The organism is Microbacterium ureisolvens (assembly GCF_015278315.1).
Classification (GTDB): domain Bacteria; phylum Actinomycetota; class Actinomycetes; order Actinomycetales; family Microbacteriaceae; genus Microbacterium; species Microbacterium ureisolvens.
Genome location: NZ_JADIJE010000009.1, coordinates 24,321 through 47,886, shown reverse-complemented (window position 1 = coordinate 47,886; position 23,566 = coordinate 24,321). Strand labels below are relative to the sequence as shown.

Below are 23,566 nucleotides of genomic sequence, written 5' to 3'. Positions count from 1 at the left end.
CTGTCGTCGGTCACCTGCTGTCGACGCTAGACCGGCACCGGCGGCGCGAGGAGCGGGTTGCGCGGCAGGCGGCGCCTGTGGCAGACATCCGAAGGTGCCGGCGGGCTATGACGGCTCGGTCATGCGAAACCGAGCTCGCCGCGCACGATCGAGTCGCCGGAGTGATCGGGATTGCCGTCACTCGGCTCCTGCGAGATGTCGACGAGCACGTACTCCCGCAGATCGATGTTCTCGGGCACGGGGAACACTCCGGTGCTGCCCTCCAGCACGCCGAGGCTCACCAGCGCCGTCGCATCGGCCGTGATGAGCCACACCTCGCGGAATCCGTCGTCGGCCTCGGCGTCGTCGAGATCGACCTCCACCTGGCGTTCGCCGTCGGCCGTCTCGACGACCACCGCCGTGCCCGACGCGTCGGGGTGGGCGGGGAACGCGTCGAGCGTCGCCGCCGCGATCTCCACCGGCTGGCTCTGCCTGACGAGCGCGACCGTCCCCACGACGCCGACCACCAGGGCGATGCTCGCCGCCAGCGCGAACAGCAGCCGGAAGCGCGACGTCCGGCGGGCGGGCGTCCTGCCTGCACGGTCAGCGGCGGGAACGGATGCCGCGCCCTCCGCCGCGGCTGGGCCCTCGGCCGGCGGGATCGATGTGGCTGCGGCGCCGGTCAGCTGCAGTTCGCCCGCGATCCGCTCCCACACGCGCTCCGGCGGCGCTTCGAGGTCGCCGACGGCGACCGTGGACCGGCCGACGACGACCGTGTACTCCAATTCCGCGAGCTCGAGCGCACACGTGTCGCACACGTCGAGGTGCGCACGCTCCGCATCGGTGGAGGGCTCTCCGAGCGCGATCAGCGACAGACGGTCGGGATCAAGATGCTGCATGGCCCACCTCCAATCGGCTGCGCAGGCGGGTGAGACTTCGCCTGATGTGGCTCTTCACGGTACCGAGCGGCATGCCCAGCCTCTCGGAGATCTGCTCGTGGGTGAGGTCGTCGTAGAACGCCAAGCGCACCACGCGACGGGCGTCCGGTTCGAGTCGATCGATCTCGTCGGCCAGCAGCAGCCGGTCGCCGAGGTCGATCTCGGCGCCGACGACGGCGTCCGGCGTCGTGAACCGCTGCAGTTCCTCCTGCAAGGCGCGCACCCTCGCCCGCGCCTCGAGCGTGTCGGCGATCCGGCGGCGCGTGATCGCGATCAGCCAGGTCGACAGCTTCGCCTTCGACGAGTCGTACGACTCCCGCGAGGTCCACGCCGAGACGAACGTCTTCTGCGTCACGTCCTCGGCGTCGCCGCGATCGCCGACGAATCGCAGCGCCATCGTGAACACGACGGGCGACCACCGGCGGTAGATCTCCTCGAGCGCGCGCTCGTCGCCGCCGCGGAAGCGATCGCTCAGCTCCCGTTCGTGCGCCTCGTCCACGCTGCTTCCTCTCCTCGGGCCGGCCACGTCGCCGCCTCATCCGATCGGGGTCGCGATGGCGACCACGTTATCCGCGTATCGGCCCGTCGTGGAGTCGAACGCTCCGCCGCAGGTGATCAGCACCAGCGAACGCGCCCCGGCGCGGGCGAACAGTTCATCCACCGGCAGTGCCGCCTTCGGGTAGTAGGTCACGGACTCGACGGAATATCGGTGCGTGGTGCCTCCGGCATCCGTCACCTCCACGGCGTCGCCTCCCGAGAGATCCCGGAGCCGGCTGAAGGGGCCGATGGGGTACGCCGGCGCGTCCACGTGTGCGGAGATGACCACGTTGCCGTCGGGGCTCGCCGGGTCGGCGCCGAACCGGTACCACCCGGCGATCGCGGGGTCGACGGGAAGCTCCATGAAGCCGCCCGTCTCCACTCCGACCGGAACCACGGGGACGTCGACGCCGACCGAGGCGGCGACCACTCGCACCGGCGGCTGCGATGTCCGCGGGGGTGTCGGAGTGGCCGCCGCGACCGGCACTTCGACGACCGGTGTGGGGAGCGGCGTGGGGATCGCCGTGGCCGTCGATGCCGCCGGTGGCGGGGTGGTCTCGGTGGCGGACGAGCCGCACCCCGCCAGCACGAGGACGACCGCGAGAGCGGTGAGCGCCCCCGCGATCGTCCTGGCCATGTCGCGCCCGCTCAGCGGCGGGACCGCGCGCTTGCGACGACCACTGCCGACGCTGCGATCGCCGCTGCGACGGCGAGACCACCGAGGACGAGGAGCGCCTGCATCATCGCGTCACGCTCGGCGAGCTGGCCGCCGCTGCCCGACGGAACCCCGTCAGGAGCCGAGTGCAGACCCGAGATCGTCTGGACAGCGACGGCCAGGTTCTCGTCCTCGAGGCTGCCCCACGCGTACACGATCGTGAGGACCCCTTCCTGGACGTCGACGTCGGTGGGGCCGAGCACGGGGTCAGTGGTTCCAGCCGCAGCGACGGACGCCGAGACGGTTCCCGCCGCGAGATCGAGCGTGGCCTCGTCGGGGTTCGACAGGTCTTCGATGACCGGCGATCCTCCGGCGAGCACATCGACGGCCGGTGCCGCCGCGACGTGCCGGACGGTGAGCCGGCCCTCGCCGGCCGCGGTCGCCGATGTGTCGTTGGTGAACAGGGTCGCTGTCGGGGTGGTGCCGTCGGCGTTGAGGTGAGCGACGGCGGTGTAGTTCATGTCGGGCGCGAGGGTGAGGGTCACGGGGCCGAGGACGGGCGAGCTGTCGTCGGCGGCGTCGGTCTCGGTCAGGGCGACCTCGTAGTCGCCGGCGGGCAGCTCCAGCGGTCCGGCCAGATCGCCGGGCTGGAAGTCGTCGATGGTCAGCTCGCCGTTGACGTACACATCGACGGGAGTGTCGGGGATGCCGTGAAGCACTGACAGCTGGGCGTTGCCGGCAGTGGCGGCGCCGGCGGGTGCGACCATCAGGCCGAGGGCGGCGACCGCCCCTGCGGCGATGCCCGCGAGAATCTTGTTTCGCACGGTGGTCCTCCTTGGTCGGGGCGGCTGTTGCGCCGCCCATCGAAGAGTGATTCCCAGGCGGGTGGGCGTTTGGATGCAGCTGAATGAAGATTTCTCGGAACTCGCGCGCGGGGTGCGTAGAGTCGGCGTCATGAGCGACGTCGTCATCACGGTCCGCGGGGAACACGAGACCCGCATCGCCCCGGAGCGCGCGATCGCGCACCTCACCATCCGTGCCGAGGGCCCCGAGCGCGGCGCGGTCGTCGAGCGCATGGCAGGCCTCACCGAGCCGGTGCGCGACGACCTGATCTCGCGGAAGACCGCCGGCACCGTCGCCGAGTGGACGAGTCAGCGGGTTTCGGTCTGGTCGGAGCGCCCCTGGAACAACGAGGGCAAGCGACTCGCGCCGGTGCATTACGCCACGGTCGACTTCTCGGTGACGTTCACCGACTTCGCCGTGCTGTCATGGTGGGCCGGCGAGGTCGCCGAGCGCGAAGGCGTGCAGCTCGGCTGGATCGAGTGGAAGCTCACGCCCGAGACGCGCGCGGCGGTCGAGCGCGACGTAGCGACCGAGGCGGTCCGCGTCGCGGTGGCGCGTGCGACCGCCTACGCGAGCGCGCTCGGCCTCGAGAAGGTCACCGCGCTGGAGCTCGCCGACGTCGGTCTGCTCACCGAGCAGAGCCGCACCGAGTCGGCGCCGGCACCCCGCATGCTCATGGCGAAGGCGTCGTTCGCCGCCGATGCCGGCGGGGCGCCGGCGGTGCAGCTGCAGCCGGAGGACATCGTGGTCTCGGCGGCCGTCGAGGCCCGCTTCGCCGCCCGATGAAGATCGCAGTCCGCGAGGGGATCGCGGAGCGCCTGTCGCGCATGATCCAGCTGCCGACCGTGTCGGCCGAACGCGGGGAGCGCGGACAGCGGCCGTTCGACGCCTTCGCGGATCTGCTCGTCGAGCTGTACCCGCTCGTGCACGAGCACCTCGAACGCGAGCTCATCGGCGATCTCGGCATCCTCTACCGGTGGGCGGGCCGCCGAAGCGCGGACCCGGTCATCCTGATGGCCCACTACGACGTGGTCCCCGTCGATGAGAGCGACCCCTGGACTCACCCGCCCTTCGAAGGGCGCATCGAGCGCGGATGGGTGTACGGGCGCGGTGCGCTCGACGACAAGGGTCCGCTGGTCGTCGTGCTCGAGGCCGTCGAGAACCTGCTCGCGACCGGGTTCACGCCCGCGCGCGACGTGTACCTGTCGTTCGGCGGCGATGAGGAGACCTTCGGCGGTGCCGCCCGCCTCGTCGCCGAGACCTTGCGCGAACGGGGTGTATCGCCGTGGCTCGTCCTCGATGAGGGCGGCGCGGTCGTCGACGCCCCGCTGCCGTTCGTCCGCGGCAGCGCGGCGATGGTGGGCGTCGGCGAGAAGGGCGTCCTGACGCTCCGGCTCAGCGCGCGAGGAGAGGGCGGTCACGCCTCCGCCCCACCCGCGCGCACCGCAGTCCGCCGCATCGCGCGGGCCGTCGAGCGCCTGTCGCCCTCGACGTTCCGCCCTCGCACGCCGACCGCCGTCTCGCGCATGCTCGAACTCTTCGCGGGCCGGTCCGGCACCGTCCCGCGGGCGCTCTATCGACTGCTCGCAGCGACCCCGTGGCTGACCGCGCGGGTCTTCACCGCCCTGGGCGGCGAACCCGCCGCGCTCGTGCGCACCACCGTCGCGGCGACGATGCAGTCGGGCGGGACCGCGGCGAACGTGCTCCCCTCGCAGGCATCCGCGACGCTCAACCTGCGCATCGCGCTCGGCGAGTCGGTGGACAGCACCGTGCGGCGCGTACGACGCCGGGTCGCAGACCGGCACGTGACGGTGGAAGTGCTCGAGGGCGACGGCCCGTCGCCCGAGTCATCGACCGAGAACGCGCAGTTCGCGCTGATCAGCGATGCGGTGCGCGTTTCGCACCCCGACGCCGCCACCGTGCCCTACGTGATGATGGCCGCGACCGACTCGCGCCATTTCCACCGATTCTCGCCGGCGGTCTACCGTTTCGCGCCGCTGGAGATGAGCAAGGCGCAGCGCGGGTCGATACACGGCGTCGACGAGCGGGTCGAGATCACCGCACTCGAGCGGGGTGAGCTGTTCCATCGCACGCTCCTGCAGCGCTTAGAGTGACAGCACCCGCACCATCCCCCGGCGACCCGACGTCGGAAGCTCGAGCGCGGGGCTGGGGTCCACCGCCGAAGGAGCAAGGATGACGCGCCGCGCCATGTCCTCACGTGTGACGATCGGCGCGCTCGCCGGCGTGGTCGGCTTCCTCGCGTTCGTGGAGTTCACCAGCGGTGTGATCCAGGGCTACTACACGCCGATGCTCACCGACATCGCACGGCACCTGGGCGTCCACGACGCCGACGTCAACTGGCTCGAGGGCACCCAGCTGATGCTGTCGGCTCTGGTGGTCCCCGCCTTCGCCAAGCTCGGCGACATGGTCGGGCACAAGCGGATGCTCGTCATCTCGACCGCGATCACCGCGGCGGCTTCGCTCGTGCTCCCCTTCACCGACTCCTTCGCGGTCTTCCTCGCCGCCTGGGCGATCCAGGGCTTCTACGTCGTCTGGCTTCCGCTCGAGATCGCGCTCATCTGGTCGCGCTCCCGCCGCATGGAGGGCCGCTCGACCATCACGGCGCGCGCCGCCGGCTTCCTCGTCGCCGCCCTGGAGAGCGGGGCCATCATCGGTGCGCTCGTCGGCGGCATGCTGATCGACAGCCTGCCGCTGTGGATCGTGCTGCTGGTTCCCGCGCTGCTCGTCGTCGCATGCTTCTTCGTCATCCTGTTCGGGGTGAAGGAGTCGCCCGAGCCGACGGGTGGCCGCCTCGACAATGTGGGGCTCGTGCTGATCTCGCTCGCGCTCGTGGCCTTCACCGGCGGGTTGAGCCTGCTGCGCCTGAACGGCCCCGCCGATCCCGTCGCGTGGCTCGTGACCGCCCTGGGCGTTCTGCTCGTGGTGCCGTTCGCCCTCTGGGAGCTGCGCCACGACGATCCGCTGATCGACGTGCGCATGTTCCGATCCCCCGCGCTCGGGCCGGTGTTCCTGACGGCGGGCCTCTTCGGCGTGAGCGTGCTCGGCGCGCAGGCGCCGCTGTCGACCTTCGCGCGCACGGACCCCGAGACCTACGGTTACGGGCTGGGCACGACCGGCTTCCAGACCTCGCTCATCATCGGCGTGTACCTCATCGCGATGATCACCGGCGCCTTGCTCTATCCCCTCATCGCCCGCCTGACCGCGCCACGGGTCACCCTCATCGGCGCGGCGACGCTCGTCGGCGTCGGGTTTCTGATGTTCCTGCCGTTGCACCACACGTACACCCAGGTCATCGTCAACATGATCGTCGTCGGCCTCGGCTCGGGAGCCCTGGTCGCGGCGCTGCCGGCGGCCGCGGCATCCGCTGCTCCCCCGTCGCAGACGGGTGTCGCCACCGGCCTCACGAACTCGGTGAAGACCGTCGGCGGCGCGATCGCCTCCTGCGTGTTCGGCATCGCACTGCTGCACGGCGCAACCGGCGCGGTCGCCGAGGGCACGGCGGGCTCGTTCTCGGGCTACGTCACGGTGTGGGTCGTGTGCGGCGCGACAGCGCTCGTCGCCGCGGTGCTGCTCTGCTTCGTGCCGAAGGCAGCCTTCAGCGACAGTGCGGCGCACGCGGCGCCGGATGCCGCCGGCACGGTGGTGCGGTAGCCCGCGGCTGTCACTCGCCGAGGCGGTTGCGCGTGCGCATCGCGCGCTCGGCCTCGCGCTTGTCTTCGCGTTCGCGGATCGTCTGGCGCTTCTCGAACTCGCGCTTGCCCTTCGCGACGGCGATCTCGACCTTGGCCCGGCCGTCCGAGAAGTAGAGCTTCAGCGGCACGAGCGTGTAGCCGCCCGCGGCGACGGCGTGCGAGAGCTTGATGATCTCGTCCTTGTGCAGCAGCAGCTTGCGAGTGCGCTTGGACGAGTGGTTCGTCCAGTGGCCCTGCGAGTACTCCGGGATGTGCACGGCGTCGAGGAACGCCTCGCCGTTGTCGATGTACGCGTAGCCGTCCGAGAGGTTCGCGCGCCCCTCGCGCAGCGACTTCACCTCGGTGCCGGTCAGCACGAGGCCGGCCTCGTACGTCTTCTCGATCGCGTACTCGTGGCGCGCGCGACGATTGGTCGCCACGACCTTCTCACCGCGTTCCCTGGGCATCGCCGCTCCATTCCGGTTGCTGGGCTTGTGAAAGCTTGCCGCCCGGCGGTCCCTCGACGGGTGAAGGCGCCCACGGCAGCCTTTCAGTGTACCCGCGCTTCGACGAGCTCAGCGACCAGGCGTGGGTCGTCGGCCAGGGATGACGGTCACGCGCGCAGCCAGCGCCGGATCGCGAAGCCCGCCGACAGCGCGGCGAGCACGACGCCCACGAGGATCAGCACCGGCACCACCAACCACGCATCGCCCACGTCCACCCACGTCGTCACGAAGTCCACGCGGTTGCGCAGATAGGTGTCGACGCCGAAGTGGACGCCCGCGATGACGGCCACACAGGCCAGCAGCGAGCCCAGCAGCGCGGCGAAGACGCCCTCGAGGATGAACGGGGTCTGGATGAAGCGGTTGGATGCCCCGACCAGACGCATGATCCCGAGTTCGCGCCTCCGCGCGAACGCGGAGAGCCGGATCGTCGTCGCGATCAGCAGCACGGCTGCGATCAGCATGAGCACGGCGATGCCGACGGCGATGTACGTCGCGATCGTGAGTGCCGAGAAGAGCGGATCGAGGTACTGCATCTGGTCCTGGACCTGCTCGATGCCCTGGATGCCGCTGAAGGCCTCGATGATCACGTCGGACTGCGACGGATCGACGAGCGTGATCCGGAACGTCTCGTTCACCTGATCCGGGGTGATGACGCTGGCGTTCTCCTCCCCCGCGATCTGCAGCAGCTCGTCGTAGGCCTGCTGGTGGTCGAGGAACTGCAGCTCGCGGATGAGCGGTGCCAGCGCGCTGCCCTCGAGTTTCGCACGCACCTCCTCGACCTGCTCCGGGCTCGCCTCGCCGTTCGAGCACGTCGCGGGGGTCGAGATGTTCGTGCACATGTAGACCGCGACCTGCGCGCGCTCGACCCAGAAGTCGCGCATCGTGCCGATCTGCATCTGGATGAGGATCGCCGCGCCGACGAAGGTCAGCGAGACGAACGTCACGAGCACCACCGACACGACCATCGAGAGGTTGCGTCGCAGGCCCGTGAACGCCTCCGACATGATGAGTCCGAACCTCATGAGGTGGGCCCCACTTCGTCATCGGGGTCGACTTCGCCGAGGCCGAGCCGGTCGGCGAGTCCGAGCTCCTCGACGGCGAGCTCGCGTGCGTCGACGACGGGGATCGACTGGGTGTGCGGGGGCGCCGGCTTCGGGGGAACGGATGCCTCCACCTCGTCATCGCCGTCCGGCGCAGGTTCGACGGCCTGGGCGAGAGCCGCGGCCTGGCTGGCCTCAGCTGCGGTGACCGCCACCGCCGCGGCTGCTGCGGCGGCCGCAGCGGCGGCAGCAGCAGCCGGGGACGCGGCATCCGCCGGCGTGGACTCGTCGTCGTCCACCGCGGTCGGATCCAGGCCCGCCGCGGCGGCGATGGCCGCCTCCCGCTGCACCTCGAGGACGGCGGTGAGCGCAGCCACGGCTGCGGCGCCGCGCTCCGGCTCAGGGGCCAGGCTCGGCAGGCCCGAGCGGTCGCCGTAGCCGCCGTGCCGCTCGTCGCGCACGATCTCACCGTGGCTCAACTCGATCACACGGCGCTGCATCTGGTCGACGAAGCCGGCCTCGTGCGTGGCCATGACGACGGTGGTGCCGCCGGCGTTGATGCGCGCCAGGAGCTGCATGATGTCGACGGAGGTCGCGGGGTCGAGGTTTCCGGTCGGCTCGTCGGCCAGCAGGATCTGCGGCCGGTTCACCAGCGCGCGCGCGATCGCGACGCGCTGCTGCTCACCGCCCGACAGCTCGTGCGGAAACCTCTTCTCCTTGCCGGCGAGACCGACGAGGGCGAGTGCTTCGGGGACCGCCTGCTGGATGAAGCCGCGCGAGGACCCGATGACCTGCAGGGTGAACGCCACGTTCTGGAAGACGGTCTTCGTCGGCAGCAGCCGGAAGTCCTGGAAGACCGCGCCGACATGGCGCCGGAAGTACGGCACCTTGCGATTCGACAGGCTGCGCAGGTCGCGACCGAGCACGACCACGCGGCCTTCGGACGGCGTCTCCTCGCGGAGGATGAGCCGCAGACACGACGACTTCCCCGACCCGGAGGCGCCGACGAGGAAGACGAACTCCCCGCGTTGCACCTCGAAGTCGACATCGCTCAGCGCGGGGTGGGAAGTGCCGCGAAAGCGCTTCGTGACGTTCTCGAACCGGATCATGGCCTAACGAGCCTATGCGGATGCCCCGCCTGGGTGTCCAGCGACACTCGCCCCGACGCATCCGCCCTGTTCTACTCGTCGTCCTTGCGCTTGCGCCACCGGATGCCGGCCGAGATGAACCCGTCGAGGTCGCCGTCGAAGACGACCGCCGGGTTGCCGACCTCGTGCCCGGTGCGCAGGTCCTTGACCAGCTGCTGGCCGTAGAGGAAGTACGAGCGCATCTGGTCGCCCCAGCTCGCGGTGATGACGCCGGCGAGCTCTTTCTTCTTCGCGGCCTCCTCCTCGCGCTGCAGCAGCATCAGGCGCGTCTGCAGCACGCGCATGGCGGCGGCGCGGTTCTGGATCTGCGACTTCTCGTTCTGCATCGACACGACGATGCCGGTCGGGATGTGGGTCAGACGCACCGCGGAGTCGGTCGTGTTGACCGACTGGCCGCCGGGGCCCGACGAGCGGAAGACGTCGACGCGGATGTCGCCCTCGGGGATGTCGACCTCCTGGGCCTCCTCCATCACCGGGATGACCTCGACCGCGGCGAAGGAGGTCTGGCGCTTGTCGGCCGAGCCGAAGGGGCTGATGCGGGCGAGGCGGTGCGTGCCGGCCTCGACCGAGAGGGTGCCGTAGGCGTAGGGGGCGTCGACCTCGAAGGTGGCCGACTTGATGCCGGCGCCTTCGGCGTACGAGGTGTCCATGACCTTCACCGGGTACTTGTGACGCTCGGCCCACCGCAGGTACATGCGCAGCAGCATCTCGGCGAAGTCGGTGGCGTCGTCGCCGCCCGCACCCGAGCGGATGGTCACGACCGCGGAGCGCTCGTCGTACTCGCCGTCCAGCAGCGTCTGCACCTCGAGCTGGCTGATGATGTCCTCGAGCTCGGCGATCTCGTGGCGGGCCTCCTCGGCGGAGTCCTCGTCGTCCATCTCGTTCGCGAGCTCGACGAGGACGTCGAGGTCGTCCAGGCGCCGCTCGACGTCGGTGACCCGCTTGAGCTCCGCCTGGCGGTGGCTGAGGGCGCTGGTGACCTTCTGTGCCTTCTCGACGTCATCCCAGAGGTCGGGGGCGCCGGCCTCCTCGCTGAGTCGGGCGATGTCGGCGTTGAGTGCCTCGACGTCGACCACGGCCTTGATGTCGGCGAACGTGGAGCGCAGGGCCTGGATGTCGGCGGAGGGATCGAAGTCGAGCATGACACTCCAGACTAACGTGGAAGCGATGTCCGATCACGCCGATGCCCCCACCGCTCGCGACGTCCTGTGGCGGTTCGGCCCGATGGTCTACGGCCCGACGGTGCTGTTCGCACTCGGCGAGGGTGCCGTCATCCCGCTGATCCCCGTCATCGCCGCGCAGCTGGGAGCGGATGTCGCCACCGCCGCCCTCGTCGCCTCGGCCCTGGTCGTCGGACAGCTGTGCGGCAACATCCCCGCGGGCTGGGCGGTGGCGCGCATCGGCGAGCGGCTCACCATGGCGATCGCCGGCCTCGTCTCGCTGGCCGGCATCGTCGGGATGGCGCTGGCTCCCTCGCTCGGGATCTTCGCGATCGCCGTGTTCCTCATCGGCTTCTGCGCCGCCGCCTTCGGCCTCGCGCGCCACTCCTTCATGACGACGCGCGTTCCGCTGTCGTTCCGGGCGCGCGCGCTCTCGATGCTGGGCGGCACGTTCCGGCTCGGCATGTTCATCGGGCCGTTCGTCGCAGCGGCGCTCCTTGCGATCTTCGGCGACGAGCACGCCACTGTGTGGTTCTTCGGCGGATGCCTCGTGGCCACGGTCCTGCTCGTGCTTCTGGGACCGGATCCCGAGAAGCAGTTCCTGGCCCCCACGGCACGCGGACGCACGGAGGCGATGGAGACCGAAGACACCGGCGAGCCGGTCACGGGCTCGATCCCCGTGCCGCGGGCGCAGCGGCCGCAAGCCGGATCCGACGCGGGCTCGGGAGCGGGCACCGGCGTCATCCGCACGATGTGGCGCCACCGCCGCGTGCTGTCGACGCTGGGCCTGGCCGCGGCATCCCTCTCCGCCGTCCGGTCTGCGCGGCAGGTGGTGCTGCCGCTGTGGGGCGTGTCGATCGGACTCGACGCGCAGACCATCGCGCTCGTCGTCGGCATCTCCGGCGCGATAGACTTCGCCCTCTTCTACGCCAGCGGCCAGGTGATGGACCGGTTCGGTCGCCTCTGGGCCGCCCTTCCCGCGATGCTGCTGATGGGGGCGGGCTTCGTCGCGCTCGCCTTCACCCACGACCTGCCGGAGGCGGCGATGTGGTTCGCGATGTTCGCCGCCGTGCTCGGCGTCGGCAACGGGCTGTCCAGCGGCATCCTGCTCACGCTCGGCGCCGATGTCGCGCCGAAGGCGGATCCGGCGCCGTTCCTGGGCTCGTGGCGCACGCTCACCGACGCCGGCGGCGCGGTCGCGCCGCTGCTGGTCTCGGGCATCGCTGCCGCGGCCTCACTCGCTGTCGCCACGGGCGTCATGGGGGCGATCGGGCTCGTCGGCGCCCTCGCGTTCGTGCGGTGGGTGCCGCGCTATGTGCCGCGGGTGAAGCCGTGAGCGAGGTGCTGCAGTTCTGCCGCAGCCGCAACGACGGGCGTCGCTGCACGCGTCCGCTCGATCACGCGGGGCTTCATCGCCACCGCACGATCATGTGGTCGGATGCCGGAGCCGACCCCGCTCGCTGCCCCGGCTCCGCGACGCCCGGCGCCCCGGCGGAGCCGCAGGCCGACGGCTTCCCGCACGGACGCGCCCTCTGCCCGGTCTGCCTGCGCTTCGTGGAGCTGGACGACTCCTCTCGGCTCGTCGAGCACGACACTTCGGACCCCGCCGAGACGGCCGCGGAGGCGCACAGCCGGCGGGGGTGGTTGAACGCCCACGGCTGGTGACGACTCAGACCCAGCTGCGGCGCACGGCCTCGGCGCCGAGCTGCATGCGTGTGGTGACGCCGGCGGTCTCCATCAGCTCGGCCACGCGGCGTTGGACCGTCCGCAGCGAGATGCCGAGCTGTGCGGCGGCTGCGGCATCCGTCACTCCCAGAAGCAGCAGGCGGAGGAGATCGCGGTCGACCTCCTCGGTCGTCGGCACGGCCGCGATGGGGAGGAACTCGGTCGCGGCCCGCCAGTACTCCTCGAAGATCGACGAGACGAGGTCGAGCAGGCCGCTCGGGTGGATGAGCAGCGCTCCGAAGCCGCGATCCTCGTCCTGCGAGTGCATGGGCACCAGCGCCATCTGGTCGTCGGCGATGAACATACGCGTCGGCAGGGTGGGGAGCACCCGGATCTCCTCGCCGATCTGGGCCATCTCGCGGGCCGCGGCGAGGAACCCTGGGCGCGCCAGCACCGCGCTCTCGACGATCACGCGGTACCTCACGCCGCGGGCGAGAGCGCGGTCCTCCTCGATGTTGTCCTCGCCGCTGAGCAGCGCGATCTCGTGCAGCACGAGCACGCGCACCTGCTCGATCGATGCGGCCTGCAGCTGCGCCACCCGCTGCCGGACGGCATCGTCTCCGATGACGACGTCCACCACGTCGGCGACGCTGCGCTGCTCGGCCGACCGGCGGTAGAGATCACTGAGCTCCACCAGGGCCTCGTGGGCGCGAGTGAGCCCGCGCTCACGCTCCAAGAGCAGCGGGCGCAGCGAGATGGAGGGCGGCGACGCCACGAACCGGTCGCTGCTCGACGCCTGACGCGCGAGCAGACCCAGCCGCTCCAGCTCGGCGACGATCGGGCGCGTGCGCGGCAGCGACATGCTCATGGCCGACGCGATCTCGGCCGTCGACGCGGACGGCTGCTGCAGCACGCACCGGTACACCGCGGTGTGCGCCTCATCGAGGCCGAGCGCATCGAGCACGGTCACCTTCTCCACGCCGTCCATCGTCACCCACCGGAGCTGGCGGATGCCGGCCATGGCATTTCTCCGCCAACCACTTTATGCACCCGGGCCACGAAGGTGGGGATACGGAATCCCCACACCGAGAGGCTCGCGCATGTCACGACCCCAGCCCATCGGCCGCCGCCTGCGTCCGATCGTCGCCGCCACAAGCGGTCTGGCGATCGGAATCGCAGGCATCGGCCTGACAACTCTGCCGGCGACCGCCACATCCGCCCCCGAGGATGCCCCCGCCGCCCCCGCGGTCGCCGGCAGCGCCCACACCGTCACGCTCATCACCGGCGATCGCGTGACGGTCACCGACCTGTCGGACGGCACCCACGCGGTGTCGATCGACACGGCCGTGGAGGGCGCCGGCGCCCGCACCTACGAGGCAGCCGGCGACCTGCACGTGGTGCCCGACGTCGCGATGCCGTATCTGGCTTCCGGCGCGCTCGACCAGGACCTGTTCAACGTCTCGCTGCTCATCGAGTTCGGCTACGACGACGCGTCCGTCGACGCGACACCGGTCATCGTCGAGCAGGACGCCGCCTCACCCCGCGGCTACACCGCTCCCGTCCCCGGCCTCGAGGTGCACAACCAGCTCGAGAGCATCGGAGCCGCCGGCGCCACACTCGGCCACCGCGACGCGTCAGCGGCGTGGCAGGCGCTCACCGCTCCCACCGCCCGTGCGTTCTCGTCGGCGCCGGCGCTCGCCGGCGGCATCGAGGCGATCCACCTCGACGGCAAGGTGCAGGCGACGCTCGACGGGAGCGTCGGCTACATCGACGCCCCCGAGGCGTGGGCCGCCGGCCACACCGGCGAGGGCGTGACCGTCGCGGTGCTCGACACGGGCTACGACGACACCCACCCCGATCTCGAGGGCCGCGTGCTGGCCGACTCGAAGAGCTTCGTCCCGGGCGAGGAGGTGGCCTGGGACCCCAACGGCCACGGCACCCATGTCGCCTCCACGATCGCGGGCACGGGCGCGTCTGACGGCGGCACCCACCGCGGCGTCGCCGACGGCGCGGATCTGCTGGTCGGCAAGGTGCTGGACGCCAGCGGCTGGGGTCAGGACTCCTGGATCATCGAGGCGATGGAGTGGGCCGGCCAGAACGCCCCGATCGTGTCGATGAGCCTCGGATCGCCGTCGCCGTCGGACGGCAAGGACCTGATGGCGGAGTCTCTGAACCGCATCGCCGAAGAGACCGGCGCGCTCTTCGTCGTCGCCGCCGGCAACTCCGGCGCCCCCGAGACGATCGGCGCTCCCGGCTCGGCCGCCCAGGCATTCACGGTCGGCTCCGTCGACGACCCGTCGGGCGCCCTCTCGTGGTTCACCAGCCAGGGACCGCTGTCGCGCTCGGGCGCTCTCAAGCCAGACGTCACCGGCCCCGGCAACGATGTCACCGCCGCACGCTCGGCCGACAGCGCCGGCGACGGCCCCTACATCGCCATGAGCGGCACCTCGATGGCGACCCCGCACGTCGCCGGTGCGGCCGCGATCCTCCTCGGTGCGAACCCCGACTACACCACCGCGCAGCTCAAGGCCGCGCTCGCGAGCACCGCGCGGGATCTGGGCCACACCCCGTACCAGGGCGGCACGGGCGTGATCGACGTCGACGCGGCACTCGAGGCACCGGTCGTGGCCTCGGGTTCCGGCGACTTCGGCATGCTGATGTGGGGAGAACAGCCCACTCCGGTCGAGCGCGTGGTCGAGTACACGAACCGGACGGATGCCGAGATCACGGTCGCACTGACCGCGACGCTCACCGACACGACGCCCGGCTCCGACAGCGGACCCGCGCCGATGTCGGCGGGGATCGCCTTCGACGCCCTGACCCTCGATGCCGACGCACTCACCATTCCGGCGGGCGAGACCCGGACGGCGACGTTGACGGTGGACCCGGCCAAGGTCCCGGCCGGCACGCAGCTGTCAGGCGTGCTCGTCGGATCGATCGACGACGAGCCGGTCACCCGCACCGCACTCGGGACCATCGCCGAGGCCGAGCGGTACGACCTCACGATCACCGCGACGGACTTCGAGGGCAGCCCCGCCGCCGCGTACGCGATGCTGTGGGATCCGGCGACCGAGTGGGCAGAGCCCGTGCTCGTCGACGGCGAGACCACGCTGCGCCTCATGAAGGGCGACTACACGGTCATGTCGTTCATGGAGCTCGAGCGCACGCCCGACACGATCGCGAGCGTCCTGGTCGGCGAGCCGACTCTCGAGCTCGACCAGAACCGGACCGTCGCGCTCGACGCGCGCACGGCCGAGCAGGTGACGGCCGACGTGGGCCAGTCCGGACTCGACCCCGTCTTCCGCCGCATGGACGTCACGGTCGACGGCTTCGCGGCGAGCGCGATGATGCCGGTGTGGACCGACGAGATGTGGGCCCAGCCCATGACGGTCGACGACGCCGACTTCGGCTTCACCACGCGGTGGCGCCTCCAGAAGCCGCTGCTGACCGTATCGGCGGGCAAGAGGCCACTCGACCTCATCGTGCAGATCGGTTCCACGTTCCTCGACGGGTCGTTCAAGGCGGCCGCCGTGGACGCCGGGAAGGGCAGCGCGGAGGAATTCGCCGCGGTCGACGTCGCGGGGAAGATCGCCGTCGTGACCCGGTCCGCCGAGGTGTCGGCATCCGTCCGCGCCGCGAATGCGGCAGCCGCCGGCGCGAAGCTGCTGGTGGTCGTGAACGACGCAGACGGCGAGTTCAACGAGTGGGTCGGGTCGGAGGACTTCACGACGAACGTCGGCATCCCGGTCGCCGGTGTCAGCGGCGTCGAGGGTCGGGCGCTGCTGGCGCAGCTGGCCACGAAGAGGGTCACGCTGTCGGCTGTCGGCGTGCCGACCTCGGACGTCGTGTACGACATCGCCGAGTTCGGCGACGGTGAGATCCCGTCCGATCTCTCGTTCGTGCACACGGCGAAGGACCTCGCACGCATCGACACGCGTTACATCGGCCAGCCGGAGGAGATCGGCGAGTTCCGCTACGACTTCGTGCCGGGCGCGGAGTACGGCAACGGGTTCCCGATGCGCACTCAGCGGGGCACCGAGCGCGCCGAGTGGGTCAACACGGATCAGCTGCGCTGGTACCAGGGCACGATGATCACGTCCGTCGGCTGGGAGATGCGCGACATCCAGCGCACCTACGAGCCGGGCGAGCGCGCCGAGGCCGAGTACTACGGCGGCATCGTGCGTCCCTACGTCGCCACCGGGTACTGGGCGCCGTTCCGCCAGTCCGACTCCGCCCAGATCAACATCCCGAGCTGGGCGGACGGCGGCGATCCCGACCACACCGGAGCATTCGACACATGGCGGGAGGACTCGGTCGTCCAGCAGCTCACCGACGTCTATCTGGACGGCGAGCTGATCGCGCAGCGGGAGCACCAGGGCGCCAACGTGTTCGACCTGCCCGACGGCGAACAGGATTGGCGCGTGGTGAGCACCGCGACGCAGGACGGCTCCCACCTGGCCGGCTCCACGAAGACGGTCAGCGAGTGGACCTTCCGCTCGGCCGGTCAGGCGGGCGACTGGGAGTACCGGCTCATGCCGATGATCCAGGCGTACTACGACGTCGACGTCGACGACGAGAACCTCGCGGGAGAAGGCCGGCGCAAGGGCTCGGCCGTCACCCTGGGGCTCGAGCTCGGCCACGTCGCGGGCACGGCGCCCGCCGGCGCGATCACCGGCGCGACCCTGGAGGCGCGCGCCGCCGGCGGCGAGTGGGTGCCGGTCTCGCTGAAGTCGGCGAAGACGGACGCCCCCACCGGCGCCGTCGAGGGCGACGGGTACATCTTCGCGGTGTCGCGCGCCTGGGTCAGCGGGTACTCGGCCCGGATCCCGGTGCCCGACCAGGGCGGCTGGGTCGACCTGCGGGTGACGGCGACGGATGCCGCGGGCAACACCTTCACGCAGGAGATCGAGAAGGCCTTCCAGGCGGCGAAGGCGAAGGGCGCCCGCTAGGTCGCAGCACGAGGTGCCCCGGCGGGTGAGCGCCGGGGCACCTCGTGCGCTCGGCAACCGAAGAGCGTCGGTGGGCGCTCACCACATCACGCCGACCAGGTGGGCGAACACGTCCTCGGGGTCGTTGTCGCAGCCACGCCTCGCGAACCACGTCGAGACGTTCATGACGTCACGGTAGAGGAAGTCGAGTCCCTGCGGGTTGGCGGCGACATCCACGATCTGCGGCAAGTCGATCACGACGATCCGGCCGTCGTGATCGAGCAGGTTGTACGGCGAGAGGTCGCCGTGGGCGAAGCCCGCGCGGGCGAACGCCTCGAGGATCGCCACCACCTGGATGAAAGCATCCGTCAGGTCCTCCCCGTGCAGCCGGCTCTGCGCCAGACGCGGCGCCGCGGTCCTCCCGTCGCCGATGAACTCCATGAGCACCTCGGTCTCGCTCACCTGGACGGGGTAGGGCACGGGCACGCCTGCGCGCCAGGCGCGGCAGAGGGCGTCGAACTCGCTCACCGCCCAGTGGCCCGCCGCCACCGACCGGCCGTACGAGGACTTCCGGCCGACGGCACGGGCGTCGCGGGTGTTGCGCATGGTGCGCCCCTCCTCGTAGCTGCCGGAGCGATGGAAGTCGCTGTGGTGGGTGCTGCGGTAGCGCTTGGAGGCGAGGAGCACGCCGGCCGTTCCCGGCACCGCGCGCTCGATGAGGTGGACGTCGGCCTCCTTGCCGGTCTTGACGACGCCGAGTTCGGTGTCCCACGCCCCGGCGGAGGTCACGAGCCAATCGGGATGAGGGAGCGGACCGCGCTGCGTCGGCGACGAAGCCGGCCAGGTGGACCAGCGCTGGTCGGCGCCCGGCTCGAGCTCGGGCGGGAGGAGGGATGCGGACGCGTCGAAGCGTGCGGATGACATCGGATGGGCACTCCAGGGTGGGAGGCCGCCGATCTCAGTGGGTGCGGGCGACCTCGAGGGAAGGGGAATGGGCACGGGTCATGGTGAAGACAGCCATCGTTCTCCTCCTTCCGGTCGGGGTGCAGAGCACCGATTCGCGACAACTGTAGCCGAGGCGACCGCTCACCACACCCCTCCGGAGCTATGGCCGTCGCGTTGCTCGCCAAGCGCTGCCCTTTCGCCACGCCATTCCTGGGCTTAAGCTGAGAGCCGCGTGGGAACGCGGTCGCCGGGTGAACCTGAGATCCCAGCTGGATCATCCTCCGGTGCAGTTCCAGGGCGGGAGGCGCGCGATTCGGGGAGGAATCGTGAGCACGGAAGATGAATACGCATTGGTGGTCGCGGGCGACCACGTCAGATCCGCATACGTGGCACTCGTAGGTCGGCTCGGCTTGCGCGCCGCGGATTTCGGAAGAGCAACGGATGCCGCCGCCTGGCTGAACGGCAGCGCGCCGGCGGTGGCGATCCTCGAGGTCGAGGACGGCGGCTGCGGGTTCCTCCGCGAACTGCGAGATCGCTACGGACCCGACATGCCCGCTGTACTGGTCTCCGCCGACCGCACGACGCCCGCGGATGTGGTGGCGGGGCTGCTCGTCGGCGCTGACGACTACGCCGCCGAGTCGATGGACGCCGAGGAGTTCCTCGCGCGCGTGCGCCGCCTGGTGGACCGGACGAAGCCCGCCCGCGGTGAGACCGCCGACCTCCGGCGCCTGTCCTCGCTCACCCAGCGCGAGCGAGAGGTGCTCACGATGACGACCGAGGGGATGACGCAGAAGCAGGTGGCGACGGCGATGGGCATCAGCATCAAGACCGTCGGCGCGCACATGCAGAACCTGCTGGGCAAGCTCGGCGTGCACTCCCGCATGGAAGCGGTCGCGCTCGCCGCGCGGGCGGCTTCGGCCGGCATGTGACCGCTCGGGCTGACCCGTTCCGGTCTCGTCAGTGCAGCGCCGTGCGGCTGGTGGCCGTCGCCTCCAGTGCGACGCCCTCCGGCACGAACACCGTGACGACCGGCGGATGCCACGACCCGGCCACCGTCACCCGCGCTGAGACGCTGTCGGGGGTCGTCGCCGAGATCAGCCGCGCGTCGGTGGCGATGACGCCGATCATCGCCTCGGCCTCGCGGCGGACGCCCGCATCCGTCAGCGTCGCGACCGGTTCACCGTCGATCACCGAGAGCTCGAAGCCGTCGGCCGCGGCCAGGGCTGCGGCATCCGCCACCGCGTCCAGCTGCTTCTGCGCCAGGTACAGGCTCGTCGCCGCCGTGCACACCAGGATCACGGCGATCGCCAGGACGCCGTAGCCGAGCGTGAGGATGAGGACGCTGCCCTCGTCATCGCCCGTCACCCCGCTCCGTCGCAGGAGCGCCCGAAGGCGGCGGATCATCGCTCGCTCCAGAATCGCGACACCTTGTGCGCGGCCGACGCCTCGACGGGGATGGCGGCGATGCGGTCGAGTTCGAGAACCGGTGGCACGAGTGGAAGGGGGACGGTCGTGCGGACGCTCACGTGCAGCGTGGCGCCGGCCCGCGGGCAGGTGGCACCGGCTGGGGTGCAGTCGATAGACAGGTCGACCTCATCGAGCCCGTACTCCTTCGAGACGGCCGCCAGCACGGCGTCGGCGCGTAAGCGAGCATCCTCGGCGTCGGTGGCCGTCGAGACCGCGCGCGCGATGTGCCGAGATGCCGCCTCGGCGCCGAGGCTCTGCCCCTGGATGAGGCCCAGGGCCACCACCAGGTAGACGAGGGGCACGAGCAGGAGCAACCCCACGAGGATGAACTCGAGCGCGGCCGATCCGCGGTCTGCGGGGTCATCTGACGAATCGCAACCCGCACCGGCGTTCTCAGTCGAAGGACTCGACCGGAGCATGGGCCGTCACCTCCATCGAGCGAGGCGCACCGAGCAGCCCGACAAGTGGCAGGGTGGTAGCCACCCGCACCTCGACCGCCTCCTGGCCGACGGCCCCCGTCTGCCGGACCGTCACGTCGGTCGCGTATCCGGCTCCGACAGTTTGGGTCACGATGTCGCGCGTTCGCCGTGCACCGTCGTCGAGCGTGGTGTCGGCGAGCGCGGCGTGATACGCCCCCTCGACCGCAGCGTCGTGGACGACGTTGCGCACGTACACCGCCAGCCCGAACTGAAGGACACCGAGCGTCAGGACGGTCAGGAGGGCGCCGACGAGCACGAACTCCACCGGGCTCGCGCCTGTATCGTCGTGGACCACCGTCGCCAGCCGCGCGCGGGCGCGCCCGATCGCGCGGATCACGACGCCGGCCACGGGTTCACAGTCCGGAGACGCGGCTGATCGCCTGCTCGAACAGGTCGGCGAGCGCCGGCCCGGCCATCGCCCAGATCAGCACCACGAGCCCAGCGGTCATGAGCGTGATCAGCACCCAGCCCGGCACGTCGCCCCGGTCGTCGTCCGCGAGATCGCGACCTGCGGTTCGAATCCGCGACACCAGCCGCCGCATCCGTGCGTTCATCATTTCTCCTTCCGGCCGTCAGCCGAGTCCGAGTCGAAGCATGAAGATCCCCGGGAACACCGCGAACAGCACGCTCAGCGGCAGGATCAGGAAGACCAACGGAAAGAGCATGAAGATCTCCTTCCGGCCCGCGCGCTCGATGAGCGCCCGTTTGGCGTCCTCGCGCGCATCCAGCGCCTGCGCCTGCAGGACGTGGGCGAGCGGTGCACCGCGCTCGATCGCGGCGACGAGCTGATCGACCGCGCGCGTGAGTGCCGGGATCTCCAGGCCGGCGGCCAGGCGGGTGAGCGACTCCGACAGCGGCGAGCCCGTGCCGACGGCGACGACCACGCCGCGCAGCTCGCCCGTCAACTCGCCGGCGCCGACCTCGCTGACCCGGCGCAGCGAGTCGAGGATCCCCTCCCCTGCCGACAGGCAGAGCGCGAGGAACTCCAGCACCGTCGGCAGCTCCTCTTCGATGCGGGCGGCGCGAGCGCGCCCCGCGCGCGTCAGCCAGGTGTCGTAGGCGAGCGCTGCGGTGACGGACGCGACGGGCGGGAGCAGCCCGAGCGCCGGTGAGCCTCTCCCCGCGAGCACCAGCGCGATCACGGCCACTCCCCCCGCGGCGAGGCCGGCGATCGCCCAGGCGAGCTGGCGGCCGCGGAAGCGAGCCGGGTCGATGCTCCAGGCCGCACGGTGCAGGCGCCGCTCGAGGGCCGCGTCGCCGCCGGCGAGGCGCGCGAGACGCCGTTCGGCGAAGGCCGACCAGGTGAGCGCGGTGGCCCCGAGCCCCGCCGCCGACACGTCGAGCCCTCGCGCGTCGGTGATGTCGCGGATGTACGGCGCGATGCGGCGCGCGAGGCTGGGCGCGCCCCAGCGCGGGGCGAGCGAGATGAGCAGGCACGCGCCGATCCCGAGCGCGGTGCCGAGCACCACCGCGTAAGCCACGTCGCCCACGGCCGCCCCGATCACCCGAACCACCGCCGCGGCTCGGGAAGGCGGCCGAGCCGCAGCATGAGCCGGTACGCGACGAAAGACACCGCCGCGCCGACGAGGATGAGGGCGATGCCGCCCGGGCTGCCGTAGGCCCGCGCGCCTTCCGGACGCATCGCGAGCATCGCCAGGATCACCCACGGAGCGACCACTCCGAGAATCGCCGCGCCGCGGATCCACGACTGCCGCGATTCGACCTCCGCGCGCAGAGACGCATCGGCGCGAACGGAGGCGGCCAGCGCCCGCAGAACCGGCGTGAGCTCCGTGCCACCGACCTGCCGCGCCATCCTCAGCGTCTCGACGATCCGATCGGCGACGGGGTCGGCAAGGCTCTTCTTCAGCCTGAGGATGCTGGAGTCGAAGTGCCCCGACGCGGCCATGTCGCGCGCGAACGCCGCGAACGGCGGCCGCAGCTCGGCCGGGGCGGAGTCCGCGAGGCTTCCGACTGCGTCGGGAAGCGACATCCCCGCCCGCACCGAGGCGATGAGCAGGTCGCAGACATCGGGCCACAGTCCGCGCCTGGCGCGCAGCAGCTTCGAACGTCGCGCGCGCAGCCAGGCGAACGGTGCGATGGCGCCGGCGGCTGCGGCGACGAGCGCCAGCGCCGCGACCGGAGCGACCAGCCACGCGATCGCCGCCGCCACGACGGCGCAGACCACCGCCACCACCACCAGCGAGGCGACGGAGAGCCGCGACATGCCGGCGTCCTCGAGAAGTCGCCCGACGCGACCCCGGCGAGACACCGTCGACCGAGGATGCGAGCCCGCAGGCCACAGCCACGGCGACACCGTCAGCAGCAGTCCGGCTGCCAGCACGGCGCCCCACACGAACGTCACGCCGCCTCCGCCCGGTACAGGGTCCGCGCGGTGATGACGCCGTCCGCGATTCCGGCCGGCGCGACGATCTCGACGACGCGGCGCGCGCCGGCGGCGTCTCTTTCACAATGTGCGACGAGATGGACGGATGCCGCAACCGCCGGCTGCACGAACGCGGCGTCGATGTTGCGCCCGGCCAGGAGCGGCAGCGCCGCGAGTTTGCTCAGCGCCTCGCGCGCCGAGTTGGCGTGAATCGTCGCGGCGCCCGGCACGCCCGTGTTCAGTGCGAGCAGCAGGTCGAGGGCCTCGGCGTCCCGCACCTCGCCGACGACGAGGCGGTCGGGGCGCATCCGCAGCGCCTCCTTGACGAGCCGGCGCAGCGTCACTTCGCCGGTGCCTTCGAGACTCGGCTGACGGCCTTGCAGTGCCACGAGGTCGGGAGCGGCCACGGCCAGCTCGAAGGTCTCCTCCACCGTGACGATGCGCTGATCGGGCGGGCAGGCCGCGATGAGAGCGCCGAGCAGCGTCGTCTTGCCGGCGTGGGTCGCGCCCGATACGAGCACCGACCGCCCGCCGATCATGGCGTCGCGCAGGAGCGTGGCAGCCGCCGGGGCGATCGATCCGGCGGCCACGAGCCTGCCCAGATCCCGGTATGCGGGCAGGAACTTGCGGATGTTCACAGCCCAATGACGCCGTGTGATGTCGGGGATCACGACATGTAGCCGGCTGCCGTCGGGCAGCGAGGCGTCGACGAAGGGCTGGCTCAGGTCGACGCGACGGCCGCTGGACTGCAGCATCCGCTCCACCAGGTCGCGGACGGCCGTGTCGGTGAGCGTGAGGGGCGTCCGCTCGGCGACGCCGCCCCGCGCGACGAAGATCCGATCCGGGGCGTTGATCCAGAGCTCCTCGACGGTCGGATCGTCGAGGTACGCCTGCAGCGGGCCGAAGCCGGCGACCGCCGCCAGCACCTCGCGTACGCACGCGCTCTCGTCGTCGACCGGCGCGAGGCCCCGGGCGAGGGCGAAGTCGTTGTGGCGCCGCACCTCCGCCCGCGCGATCTGAGCGGCGAACTCGGGATCGCGCGCGGGGTCTGAGCGTTCCGCCCGCAACCGCTCGCGGACCCGCTCCGCCACGACGGTCGCGACGGGGGCGGCGGGAGCGGTCACGTCAGCATCTTGGCAATTCGGCGCCGAGCCAGCCGAAAGTTATCCACAGAGGCGCGCAGCCGATGCTCCGTCCCGCC

General features: G+C 71.2%; 24 protein-coding genes. 7 read left to right on the top strand and 17 right to left on the bottom strand.

Going from position 1 to position 23,566, the window contains the following annotated elements; genetic code table 11:
• Positions 1-119: 119 nt before the first annotated feature.
• Genes IM767_RS14075 through IM767_RS14060 form a run of 4 tightly spaced genes read right to left on the bottom strand, consistent with a single transcriptional unit; the run spans position 120 to position 2,933 of the window.
• Positions 120-878, bottom strand: a complete 759-nt coding sequence (locus IM767_RS14075) for an anti-sigma factor (RefSeq protein ID WP_109210728.1) — start codon at positions 876-878, stop codon at positions 120-122.
• Entirely contained in the window at positions 865-1,416 is a 552-nt protein-coding gene (locus IM767_RS14070; RefSeq protein WP_109210729.1) for an RNA polymerase sigma factor, read from the bottom strand. The genes IM767_RS14075 and IM767_RS14070 overlap by 14 nt, the downstream gene beginning before the upstream one ends.
• Positions 1,417-1,452: 36 nt before the next feature.
• Positions 1,453-2,091 carry a class F sortase gene (locus IM767_RS14065; RefSeq protein WP_109210730.1) on the bottom strand — a complete coding sequence of 213 codons (639 nt, stop codon included), beginning with the start codon at positions 2,089-2,091 and terminating at the stop codon, positions 1,453-1,455.
• A gap of 11 nt (positions 2,092-2,102) precedes the next feature.
• Positions 2,103-2,933: a DUF4397 domain-containing protein gene (locus IM767_RS14060; protein ID WP_109210731.1), complete on the bottom strand. Its 831-nt coding sequence runs from the start codon at positions 2,931-2,933 to the stop codon at positions 2,103-2,105.
• Between the two features lie 130 nt (positions 2,934-3,063).
• Here IM767_RS14060 and IM767_RS14055 point away from each other — a divergent pair, with 130 nt between their 5' ends.
• The 3 genes from IM767_RS14055 to IM767_RS14045 all read left to right on the top strand — a co-directional run bounded on the left by IM767_RS14055 (position 3,064) and on the right by IM767_RS14045 (position 6,624).
• Positions 3,064-3,738, top strand: coding sequence for an SIMPL domain-containing protein (locus IM767_RS14055; protein ID WP_109210732.1), 675 nt, complete (start codon positions 3,064-3,066; stop codon positions 3,736-3,738).
• Entirely contained in the window at positions 3,735-5,066 is a 1,332-nt protein-coding gene (locus tag IM767_RS14050) for a M20/M25/M40 family metallo-hydrolase (RefSeq protein ID WP_109210733.1), read from the top strand. The genes IM767_RS14055 and IM767_RS14050 overlap by 4 nt, the downstream gene beginning before the upstream one ends.
• A gap of 94 nt (positions 5,067-5,160) precedes the next feature.
• Complete coding sequence (locus IM767_RS14045) at positions 5,161-6,624, top strand: MFS transporter (protein WP_109210778.1); 1,464 nt, start codon at positions 5,161-5,163, stop codon at positions 6,622-6,624.
• A gap of 10 nt (positions 6,625-6,634) precedes the next feature.
• Here IM767_RS14045 and smpB read toward each other — a convergent pair whose 3' ends face one another.
• The 4 genes from smpB to prfB form a co-directional block, all read right to left on the bottom strand.
• A complete protein-coding gene (gene smpB, locus IM767_RS14040) occupies positions 6,635-7,111 on the bottom strand; it encodes an SsrA-binding protein SmpB (RefSeq protein ID WP_109210734.1) in 477 nt (158 codons plus the stop codon).
• 146 nt (positions 7,112-7,257) lie between these two features.
• Positions 7,258-8,172 (bottom strand): permease-like cell division protein FtsX, encoded by a 915-nt coding sequence (gene ftsX / locus IM767_RS14035; protein WP_109210735.1) that lies wholly within the window; start codon positions 8,170-8,172, stop codon positions 7,258-7,260.
• Positions 8,169-9,299, bottom strand: a complete 1,131-nt coding sequence (gene ftsE, locus IM767_RS14030; protein WP_109210736.1) for a cell division ATP-binding protein FtsE — start codon at positions 9,297-9,299, stop codon at positions 8,169-8,171. The genes ftsX and ftsE overlap by 4 nt, the downstream gene beginning before the upstream one ends.
• 71 nt (positions 9,300-9,370) lie before the next feature.
• Positions 9,371-10,480, bottom strand: coding sequence for a peptide chain release factor 2 (gene prfB / locus IM767_RS14025; protein WP_109210737.1), 1,110 nt, complete (start codon positions 10,478-10,480; stop codon positions 9,371-9,373).
• 25 nt (positions 10,481-10,505) lie between these two features.
• Between prfB and IM767_RS14020 the strand changes: the two genes are divergently transcribed.
• Together IM767_RS14020 and IM767_RS14015 are read left to right on the top strand one after the other, a co-directional pair.
• On the top strand, positions 10,506-11,834 hold the full coding sequence (locus tag IM767_RS14020; protein ID WP_109210738.1) for an MFS transporter: 1,329 nt from the start codon (positions 10,506-10,508) through the stop codon (positions 11,832-11,834).
• Positions 11,831-12,163 carry a hypothetical protein gene (locus IM767_RS14015; RefSeq protein ID WP_109210739.1) on the top strand — a complete coding sequence of 111 codons (333 nt, stop codon included), beginning with the start codon at positions 11,831-11,833 and terminating at the stop codon, positions 12,161-12,163. The genes IM767_RS14020 and IM767_RS14015 overlap by 4 nt, the downstream gene beginning before the upstream one ends.
• A gap of 4 nt (positions 12,164-12,167) precedes the next feature.
• On the opposite strand, the gene IM767_RS14010 is transcribed toward IM767_RS14015, so the two are convergent.
• Positions 12,168-13,184, bottom strand: a complete 1,017-nt coding sequence (locus tag IM767_RS14010; RefSeq protein ID WP_239453318.1) for a MarR family transcriptional regulator — start codon at positions 13,182-13,184, stop codon at positions 12,168-12,170.
• Positions 13,185-13,263: 79 nt separating this feature from the next.
• On the opposite strand from IM767_RS14010, the gene IM767_RS14005 reads away from it, so the two are divergent.
• The gene (locus tag IM767_RS14005; RefSeq protein ID WP_109210740.1) at positions 13,264-17,112 is read left to right on the top strand and encodes a S8 family serine peptidase; all 3,849 of its coding nucleotides are present in this window, start codon (positions 13,264-13,266) and stop codon (positions 17,110-17,112) included.
• Between the two features lie 78 nt (positions 17,113-17,190).
• On the opposite strand, the gene IM767_RS14000 is transcribed toward IM767_RS14005, so the two are convergent.
• Positions 17,191-18,015 carry a serine protein kinase RIO gene (locus tag IM767_RS14000; protein ID WP_109210741.1) on the bottom strand — a complete coding sequence of 275 codons (825 nt, stop codon included), beginning with the start codon at positions 18,013-18,015 and terminating at the stop codon, positions 17,191-17,193.
• A 347-nt stretch (positions 18,016-18,362) separates the two neighbouring features.
• Here IM767_RS14000 and IM767_RS21180 point away from each other — a divergent pair, with 347 nt between their 5' ends.
• Complete coding sequence (locus tag IM767_RS21180) at positions 18,363-18,965, top strand: response regulator transcription factor (protein ID WP_162564301.1); 603 nt, start codon at positions 18,363-18,365, stop codon at positions 18,963-18,965.
• Positions 18,966-18,993: 28 nt separating this feature from the next.
• On the opposite strand, the gene IM767_RS13990 is transcribed toward IM767_RS21180, so the two are convergent.
• The 7 genes from IM767_RS13990 to IM767_RS13960 all read right to left on the bottom strand — a co-directional run bounded on the left by IM767_RS13990 (position 18,994) and on the right by IM767_RS13960 (position 23,489).
• Positions 18,994-19,440, bottom strand: coding sequence for a pilus assembly protein TadG-related protein (locus IM767_RS13990; protein WP_109210743.1), 447 nt, complete (start codon positions 19,438-19,440; stop codon positions 18,994-18,996).
• The gene (locus IM767_RS13985; RefSeq protein WP_239453319.1) at positions 19,437-19,823 is read right to left on the bottom strand and encodes a TadE family protein; all 387 of its coding nucleotides are present in this window, start codon (positions 19,821-19,823) and stop codon (positions 19,437-19,439) included. Before IM767_RS13985 ends, IM767_RS13990 begins: the two co-directional genes overlap by 4 nt.
• Positions 19,824-19,896: 73 nt before the next feature.
• Complete coding sequence (locus IM767_RS13980) at positions 19,897-20,331, bottom strand: TadE/TadG family type IV pilus assembly protein (RefSeq protein WP_239453320.1); 435 nt, start codon at positions 20,329-20,331, stop codon at positions 19,897-19,899.
• A 4-nt stretch (positions 20,332-20,335) separates the two neighbouring features.
• Positions 20,336-20,524: a hypothetical protein gene (locus IM767_RS13975; protein WP_109210781.1), complete on the bottom strand. Its 189-nt coding sequence runs from the start codon at positions 20,522-20,524 to the stop codon at positions 20,336-20,338.
• Positions 20,525-20,554: 30 nt separating this feature from the next.
• Positions 20,555-21,496, bottom strand: coding sequence for a type II secretion system F family protein (locus tag IM767_RS21175; protein ID WP_239453321.1), 942 nt, complete (start codon positions 21,494-21,496; stop codon positions 20,555-20,557).
• The gene (locus IM767_RS13965) at positions 21,484-22,344 is read right to left on the bottom strand and encodes a type II secretion system F family protein (RefSeq protein WP_109210745.1); all 861 of its coding nucleotides are present in this window, start codon (positions 22,342-22,344) and stop codon (positions 21,484-21,486) included. The genes IM767_RS21175 and IM767_RS13965 overlap by 13 nt, the downstream gene beginning before the upstream one ends.
• On the bottom strand, positions 22,341-23,489 hold the full coding sequence (locus IM767_RS13960; RefSeq protein ID WP_109210746.1) for a TadA family conjugal transfer-associated ATPase: 1,149 nt from the start codon (positions 23,487-23,489) through the stop codon (positions 22,341-22,343). The genes IM767_RS13965 and IM767_RS13960 overlap by 4 nt, the downstream gene beginning before the upstream one ends.
• Positions 23,490-23,566: the final 77 nt, after the last annotated feature.